The sequence below is a fragment of the Myxococcus sp. AM009 genome (assembly GCF_013372605.1).
In the GTDB taxonomy this organism is placed as follows: Bacteria; Myxococcota; Myxococcia; order Myxococcales; family Myxococcaceae; genus Myxococcus; species Myxococcus vastator.
The window spans coordinates 37903-44498 of sequence record NZ_JABXEP010000064.1 but is presented as its reverse complement, the minus strand read 5'-3'; the positions used below and the strand labels follow the sequence as shown (position 1 = coordinate 44498).

At 72.0% G+C, this 6596-nt stretch carries 7 protein-coding genes and 1 tRNA gene; 7 read left to right on the top strand and 1 reads right to left on the bottom strand.

Annotated elements, in window-relative coordinates:
* Positions 1 to 68 precede the first annotated feature (68 nt).
* Entirely contained in the window at positions 69 to 1460 is a 1392-nt protein-coding gene (locus tag HV824_RS17700; protein ID WP_176423823.1) for an NAD(P)/FAD-dependent oxidoreductase, read from the bottom strand.
* Between the two features lie 500 nt (positions 1461 to 1960).
* Between HV824_RS17700 and HV824_RS17695 the strand changes: the two genes are divergently transcribed.
* The 7 genes from HV824_RS17695 (at position 1961) to HV824_RS17665 (ending at position 6590) form a co-directional block, all read left to right on the top strand.
* Positions 1961 to 2323, top strand: a complete 363-nt coding sequence (locus tag HV824_RS17695; RefSeq protein WP_176420024.1) for a ribosome-binding factor A — start codon at positions 1961 to 1963, stop codon at positions 2321 to 2323.
* Positions 2320 to 3477 (top strand): RtcB family protein, encoded by a 1158-nt coding sequence (locus tag HV824_RS17690; protein WP_176423822.1) that lies wholly within the window; start codon positions 2320 to 2322, stop codon positions 3475 to 3477. Before HV824_RS17695 ends, HV824_RS17690 begins: the two co-directional genes overlap by 4 nt.
* Before the next feature lie 206 nt (positions 3478 to 3683).
* A tRNA-Gln gene (locus tag HV824_RS17685) sits at positions 3684 to 3757 on the top strand.
* A 61-nt stretch (positions 3758 to 3818) separates the two neighbouring features.
* Positions 3819 to 4346, top strand: a complete 528-nt coding sequence (locus HV824_RS17680) for a non-proteolytic archaemetzincin-like protein (RefSeq protein ID WP_176420022.1) — start codon at positions 3819 to 3821, stop codon at positions 4344 to 4346.
* 90 nt (positions 4347 to 4436) lie between these two features.
* Entirely contained in the window at positions 4437 to 5402 is a 966-nt protein-coding gene (locus tag HV824_RS17675; protein WP_176420021.1) for a PD40 domain-containing protein, read from the top strand.
* A gap of 108 nt (positions 5403 to 5510) precedes the next feature.
* A complete protein-coding gene (locus HV824_RS17670) occupies positions 5511 to 6035 on the top strand; it encodes a DUF6484 domain-containing protein (protein ID WP_176420020.1) in 525 nt (174 codons plus the stop codon).
* An 84-nt stretch (positions 6036 to 6119) separates the two neighbouring features.
* A complete protein-coding gene (locus HV824_RS17665) occupies positions 6120 to 6590 on the top strand; it encodes an ankyrin repeat domain-containing protein (protein WP_176420019.1) in 471 nt (156 codons plus the stop codon).
* Positions 6591 to 6596 lie beyond the last annotated feature (6 nt).

Genomic DNA, 6596 nt, shown 5'->3' with positions numbered 1-6596 from the left:
GAGGGGTGGGGTGGGCAGCGGCACCATTCCACGCCCGCCCCCGCACACGCAACGGAGGGACCCGCGCGCTACAGGCCGTACGCCTCCAGCAGCTTCAACCACACCTCGCTCATGGTGGGGAACGACGGCACCGCGTGCCACAACGTATCGAGCGGCACCTCCCCCGCCACGGCGATGGTGGCCGCGTGGAGCATCTCCCCCACCTCAGGCCCGGTGAACGTGGCGCCCACCAGCACGCGGCGCTGCTCGTCCACCACCCACTTCACGGTGCCGGTGAGGCCCTTGCCCACCAGCGACGTGCCGGACACGTCCTGGAGCTGCTTCTCCACCGTGCGCACCGGCAGCCCGGCCTCGCGCGCCTTGGCCTCGGTGAGGCCCACGCTGGCCACCTGCGGGTGGGTGAAGACGACCTGCGGGGTGGCCTTCGCGTCCGCCCAGGCCCTCGCCTGCTTGCCCGCGATGACGTCGCCCACCATGCGGGCCTGGTACTTGCCCATGTGGGTGAGGAGGTTGCGGCCATTGGTGTCGCCGCACGCGTAGAGCCAGCCGCCGTCCACGCCCTTCGCGCGGAGTTGGTCGTCCACCTCCACCGGCTTGCCGCCCTCGAGCCCCACCGTCTCCAGCCCGATTCCCTCCGTGCGCGGCACGCGGCCCATGGCCACCAGGAGTTCGTCCGCGACGACCTGCTCGCCATTGGACAGCGTCACCGTCACCTCGCCCTTGCCGCCGGGCCGCTGGACGCTCTTCGCGGTCATCCCCAGCAGCACGCGCGCGCCGGAGTCCCGCAGCGCCTGGGCCACCTGCGCTCCGGCGAAGGGCTCCGCGCGGGACAGCAAGCCCTTTCCGCGCTGCACCAGCGTCACCTCGGAGCCCAGGGAGCGCCACGCCTGGGCCAGCTCCACCGCGACGGCGCCGCCGCCCAGCACCACCAGCCGCTTGGGCACCTGCCTGGCCGCGGTGCCCTGGCGGTTGTCCCAGGGCTGGGCGTCCTTCAGCCCCGGGAGGTCCGGGATGCGCGGCCGGCTCCCGGTGGCCAGCACCACGGCCTTTCGCGCCTCCAGCTCCCGCGCGGCGCCGTCCTTGCGCTCCACGCGCACCTTGCGCGGGCCGGTGAGCCTGCCGGTGCCCCGCACCACCTTCAGCTTCGCGTCCTCGGCCCACTTCACCTGGGAGTCATCGTGGTAGTGGCTGACCATCGAATCCCGGTGGTCCAGCACCGCGCGCGCGTCGATGCCCGCCTGGAGCTTCTCGCGGACGCCGGCGGCATGCTCCGCCAGCCACCGGACCTCCCCCGGGCGCAGCAAGGCCTTGCTGGGGATGCAGGCCCAGTACGAGCACTCGCCGCCGAGCAGCTCGTGCTCCACCAGCGCCACCGACAGCCCCGCCGCCGCGGCGCGCGCACCGGCGACCTCCCCCGCGGGGCCCGCCCCAATCACCACCACGTCGAACGCTTCCGCCATGTGCCTTCACCTCGTGCCCACTGCGTAGCGCGACGGCGGGCCAGGCCCACGGCCGCGTTGAGACGCACGTCCGCTGCTGGAAAGTGAGGGTGGTCACCCGTCGACACCGGACACAGGGCCTGGGCCCGAGGGGTGGCTGGCTGTCAGGTCTGCCCGCGTCCTGCCGTCCCGGGCTGTCGCTTGACGTGGGCAGGGGGGCGGTCACACCTTGCCTGCGCGGCATCACGGTCCGCGCGGGAGTCACGCACGCGGCGGGAGGCGTGCCATGGGACGTGTCTTGAATGGAGTCTCGGGTCGCTCCGCGCTGAACGTGCTGAACCGGGTGGGCCGCCTCCCCCGCTGAGCGGGACGGAGCGCGCTTCCAGAGCCTTGGATTCGGCGGGTGCGCGGGGCCTTTGCCTCCGTGCAATGGGCCGGCGTGTGTCTCGTGCGTCGCTGACGGCTTGAAGCCGGGCGCGCACGAGGGCACGCGCGGCCTTCTGGGAACCGTTCGTCCGCTCATGTCCTCTTCCAGGAATCGCCGTACCTCGTCCTCGCGCCATCTGCGCGTGCAGTCCCACCTGTCCCAAGAAGTCTCCCGCACCTTCCGGGGTGAGCTGTCCGACCCGAGGCTCGAAGGCGTCGCGCTGACGTCCTTCGAGCTGTCGCCAGACGGCCGCCTCGTTCGCATCGGCTACACCGTCACGCCCGAAGCCGCGGCTGGCGGCCTTCGTCCCCTGCAGGCGGCGCTCGAAGGCGCCAGCGGCTATTTGCGCTCACAGCTCGCGGAGCACCTGGACCTCAAGCGCGTGCCGCAGCTTCGCTTCATCTACATCGGCGTCTCGGAGCACACGCCCGGGGCGGCGGAGGAGGGCGCGCCATGATGCCCCGTCTCCTTCCGCCCGCGCCGGGCTGCAGGCCCATCCTCGTCTGGGCACGCGCGCTGCCTCCCGGCGCGGAGAAGCAGCTGCGGCACCTCGCATCCCAGCCCTATGTCGTGGAGCACGTGGCCGCCATGCCGGACCTCCACGTCGCCTCCGGCATCGCCGTGGGCACCGTCTTCGCCACCGAGCACCACGTCGTGCCCGGGGCGCTGGGCGGAGACCTGGGTTGCGGCGTGAGCGCCTGGCGTTTCCCACGCACCTCGGGCCTCCCCGGACGGGACGTGCTGGAGCGCGTGCTGTCCCGGTTGGCCGAGCGCATCCCCGTGGGTGACGCCGTCCACCGGGGCCGAGGGCAGCCCTTGCCCTTGGCGCTGGCGTCACCACCCCTGTCCACCCAGAAGCTTCGCCATGCCTGGGAGCGGCTGGCGCCCAGACACCTGGGGACGCTCGGAGGCGGCAACCACTTCCTCGAACTGGACCGGGACGCGGACGGGGACCTCTGGCTGCTGCTGCACACCGGCTCGCGGGGCGTCGGCGCGGCCATCGCGGACCACCACGGGCGGGTGGCGCGGGCGCTCGGGGAGGGCGGCCTTCCGGCCCTGAGCATCCACACCGCCGAGGGCGCCGCCTGCCTCGCCGACACGCAGTGGGCCTGCCGCTTCGCGCTCGCCAACCGGGAGGCCATCGCCGCGCGCGCGCTGGACGTCCTGGAGGAGGCCCTGGGCGTGGCCGCCGACACCCCGTCGGTCGTGGACGTGCACCACAACCACGTCGCTCAAGAGGCGCACGGGGGCCGCGTGCTGCTGGTCCACCGCAAGGGCGCGGTAGGGCTCCATGCGGGCCAGCGCGGGCTCATCCCCGGCTCCATGGGCACGGCGTCCTACGTCGTGGAGGGGCTGGGCGAGCCGCGCGCCTTCCGCTCCTGCTCACACGGCGCGGGCCGCGTCCTCACCCGCTCGGAGGCCCGGGCGCGCATCCGTCCGGCGGCGCTGGAGCACGTGCTGCGGCGCGTGGTGTACGACAAGGGGCGCACCGCCACGCTGGTGGAGGAGGCCCCCGCCGCCTACCGCGACATCACCGAGGTGCTGGAGGACGAGGCCGACCTCGTCCGGCCGCTCCTGCGCCTCACGCCGCTCGCCGTCCTCAAGGGCTGACCGAGGAGTGGCCGCCCCTGGCGAGAGTCCGGGGCGGCTTTACTCCAGGTGTAAAGAGAGAGCGACAATGCGCCCGGCTCCGGCCGCCCTCGGGGCCCGGGCGAGGGGTCCAGTGGCTGACATTGCAGGGAACCGCTTCAGGGGAGTTCCCCGCACCCGTCGGGATGCCGTACACTCGGACACCAGAAGTACACGAGAGAACCTGCTGGGGCGTCGTCTAATGGCAGGACATCAGACTTTGACTCTGAGTATCAAGGTTCGAATCCTTGCGCCCCAGCCACTCCGCTCCGGGGGGACGCGGTAGCCATGCGTCCGCCACGTGCATGAAGGACGGTGGGCCGATGCCGCAGAAGACACTCCTTCTGGTCTCCGTGGGTAGCCCGCCTGTCTCACTGTTGAGGGACTTGCAGGACCCGCTGGCGGCGCAAATGGGTGTCACGGCGGTGGTGTCGAAGACGATGTTGACGACGCCCGCCTACGCCTTCAACAAGGACCGCGGTCAGTACCACTGCAACGCCATCATGCGGCGGCTGACGCCCATGCTGGAGCCCGGCCAGTTCGCCGTGTTGGGCATCTCCGACGTGGACCTCTTCGTCCCGGACTCGCCCTTCGTCTTCGGGGAAGCGGACCGTGAATCGAAGACGGCGGTGATGAGCCTCCACCGCCTGGCCCAGGGCGCCGCCAGCGACACGCTGCGGCGCCGCGCGCAGGTGGAGGTGGTGCACCAGGCGGGGCACCTGCTCGGGTTGTCCTACTGCGAGGACCCGCGGTGCGTGATGTTCTTCGCGCAGACGCCGCAGGACTGCGACCGCAAGCAGCTGACGCTCTGCAACCTCTGCCGCAACGAGCTCCAGAAGCTCAACCGCTGACCTTGACGGTGCGTTGAATCACCCGCGGCGCGTTGACGTCAGTCCCGGTGCGCTCTGTAGTACGGGGCTCTCTATCGGCCGGGAAGCGGAGTGACGACGATGACGGGCAAGCGGAGATTCCTCGGAGCGGTATTGGCGGTGGGGATGCTGGGGGGCTGCGAGCCCCTGGATGACGGCGGTGGCGGCGGCATCGGGGACGTCCTCTTCACCCGTGGCTTCGCCTTCGTGCGCGAGGACGACCGCAACGTCTTCGTGGTGGACGACAGCGGCGACGCCAACAGCCCGCAGCGGCTGACCAGCGTGGGCGGCGCCTACTGGCCTTCGGTGTCGCGTGACGGCCGCGGCGTGGTGTTCGTCCAGCGCAGCGGAGGCTCCACCTCGCTCCTGACGGTGCCCACCTCGGGCGGCACGCCGTCCACGCTGTTCCGGGCGAATGACTCGGCGTGCGCGCGCGGCTGCTCCAACTTCCGCACGCCCACCTTCAGCCCGGACGGGCGCAGCGTCGTCTTCGTCTTCTCGCCCGGAAACAGCTCCCAGACGGCGCTGGCGCGCATCAACACGGACGGCAGCGGCTTCCAGGAGCTCACGCCCAACAACGTCATCGCCTACGGCGCGCCGTCCTTCGTGCCCAACGGGAGCGCGGTGCTGGCGGGCGCGGGCAGCGGGCTGAACCAGCTCGACCAGCTCGCGCACGTGCCGCTCAACGGGAGCACCATCACCTATTCGTCCCTGAGCGCGGGCGTGCAGTTCGTGGAGAACCGCGTGGCGGTGTCTCCGAACGGCTCCCAGGTGGCGCTGGATGGGCGCCTGTCCTCCGGTGGCACGCGCATCTTCGTGGGACAGCTGTCGGGCTCGAACGTGGGGGCGCTCCAGCGCGTCACCAGCGGCGGGGCGGGCTCGGAGGAGTCGTGGCCGAGCTGGACGGGCGCCAGCCAACTGGGCTTCCTCATCAGCGCCGGCGGGAGCGACCCGGGCATCTACCGCGCGAACCTGAGCTCGGGCGCGGTGTCGCTGGCGGTGCCCAGCGCCACGGAGCCGTCCTACGGGCCGATTTGACCCGGAGCGGCTGACCTCGGGCCCGGTGGCGTGGCGTCAGGGCCGCCCGCCGGGCCTGATTCGCGCTGTGGGGGCGCCTGCGGTAGCCTGACGCATGGAGATGCCGGCATGAGCGTGTCACCCGACAGCAAGTCCCTTGCCTCTGGCGCGCCGTCCCAGGAGCCCATCCTGGGGAGCCGGGCCGGCAACCTGGTGGGCGTTGATGCCAGCGGCGCGGTGCTCGTGGACTTCCCGGGGAGCACCTCGGGGCCGGTGGCCGCGCGGCTCGCCGTCGTCGTGGAGCCGAAGGCGCTCCAGGCCGCCGTCGCCCAGCGGCAGAAGGTGGTGCTCCTCTTCGAGAACGGAGACCCGCGGCTGCCCTTCGTCATGGGGCTCATCCAGGAGCCCAGCGCGACGCCGCTGCTGGATGCGTTGCTGGAGTCGCCACCCCCGGAGGCCACGCCGCGGCCCATGGAGGCCCATGTCGACGGCAAGCGCGTCGTCATCGAGGGCCAGGACGAAGTCGTCCTCAAGTGCGGCGAGGCCAGCATCACCTTGCGCCGCAACGGCAAGGTCATCGTGAAGGGCACCCAACTGGAGTCGCGCGCCTCCGGCACCCACCGCATCAAGGGCGGCACGGTCGAAATCAACTGACCCTCCAGGCGTAAGGTGACGTGCGTCTGGGGCAACTGGCGCCCCAGCGCGCGAGGCGCGATGCTGCCGCGCGGAGGTCTGACAATGTCCCTCTTCAATGCCGTGCTGGCGGGCGACCGTGACGCCGTGGAGTCCCACCTGTCCGCCGGAGCGGACCCCAACCCCTTCGACGAGGAGGGCCGCACACCGCTGATGGCCGCGGCCCGGGTGGGACGGGCGGACCTGGTGCACCTCCTCCTGGAGGCGGGGGCCGACCCCGAGCTGACGGACCGCATCGGCGAGTCCGCGCTCATCATGGCCGCCGCGCACGGGCACACCGAGGTCTGCCAGTGGCTGATGCCCCACGCGCGCGCGGATGACCAGGACCTGGCCCGCACGCTGCTCTCCGGCCTGGGCATCACCGACTTGCGCCTGGACGCGCCGCCTCCGCCGGACAACGGCTTCCGCCGCAAGCTCGCCTCGGCCGGGGCCTACGTCTCCGGCAAGCTGGGCGACGACGGCGCCACCCAGCGGCTGGCGCGCGTCCTGCGCTCGGAGAAGCAGCGCAAGCCCTGAAACGGC